The 1047-nt window shown below is 46.0% G+C and carries 1 protein-coding gene; it reads left to right on the top strand.

Translation table 11 applies throughout. The features are described from left to right. A partial coding sequence (locus tag DW835_RS17740; protein WP_118731514.1) for an IS1182 family transposase occupies window positions 1-1022 on the top strand: 1022 nt, incomplete at its 5' end. Window positions 1023-1047: the final 25 nt, after the last annotated feature.

Consider the following 1047-nt stretch of genomic DNA (forward strand, 5'->3'; position numbering starts at 1 on the left):
CCACCCATGTAAAAGCACGGGCAAACAGCAAAAAGATGCGGAAACGGATTGCAGATGAGGAAGCACTGTTCTTCGAAGAGCAGTTAAAGAAGGAAATCAACGAAGACCGGGAAGCGCATGGGAAAAAGCCTCTGAAAGAAAAGAAGGAAGATCCCAAAGATCCCCCCTCCTGTGGTGGCAGCTCTGATGGAAAAGAAGAAAAAACGGTCAAGGAAAGTACAACGGATCCGGAAAGCGGATGGTTCCGAAAGGGTGAGCATAAAAATGTTTTTGCGTATTCCGTGCAGACAGCCTGTGACAAAAACGGATGGATTCTGGGTTATAGTGTAAATCCCGGCAACCAGCATGACAGCCGGACATTTAAATCCCTGTATGATAAGATAAAAGACATTGGCATTCAGACACTGGTAGCCGATGCAGGATACAAAACACCAGCGATAGCAAAGTTACTTCTGGATGATGGTATCACACCGCTTCTGCCGTATAAACGCCCCATGACCAAAGATGGTTTTTTCAAAAAAGGCGAGTATGTGTATGATGAATATTTTGACTGCTATGTATGCCCGAACGATCAGGTGCTGGCTTATCATACGACGAACCGTTCCGGATACCGGGAATACAAGAGCTGCGGAATCGTCTGTGAAGGATGTCCATATCTGAAGCAGTGCACAGAAAGCAGGGATCATGTGAAGGTAGTGACCCGGCATATCTGGGAGCCGTACATGGAAAAGTGTGAGGATATCCGGCATACGATTGGGATGAAGGAAGTGTATGCGCAACGGAAAGAGACCGTAGAGCGCCTCTTCGGAACAGCAAAAGAAAACCACGGATTCCGCTATACACAGATGATAGGAAAAGCCCGGATGGAAATGAAAGTCGGGCTTACGTTTGCCTGCATGAATCTGAAAAAACTGGCAAAGATGATAGCCAGGAAGGGAAAAAGGGGAACCCAAAAGTGTTTATTATTGATCAAGTACACACTTTTTGAACCCAAAACAAGAAAAACGCTTCTGGAGTGCTGACCAAAAGCGTTTTGTCTACAGTCTG

This window comes from Clostridium sp. AM34-9AC (genome assembly GCF_003480225.1).
Classification (GTDB): Bacteria; Bacillota; Clostridia; order Lachnospirales; family Lachnospiraceae; genus Acetatifactor; species Acetatifactor acetigignens.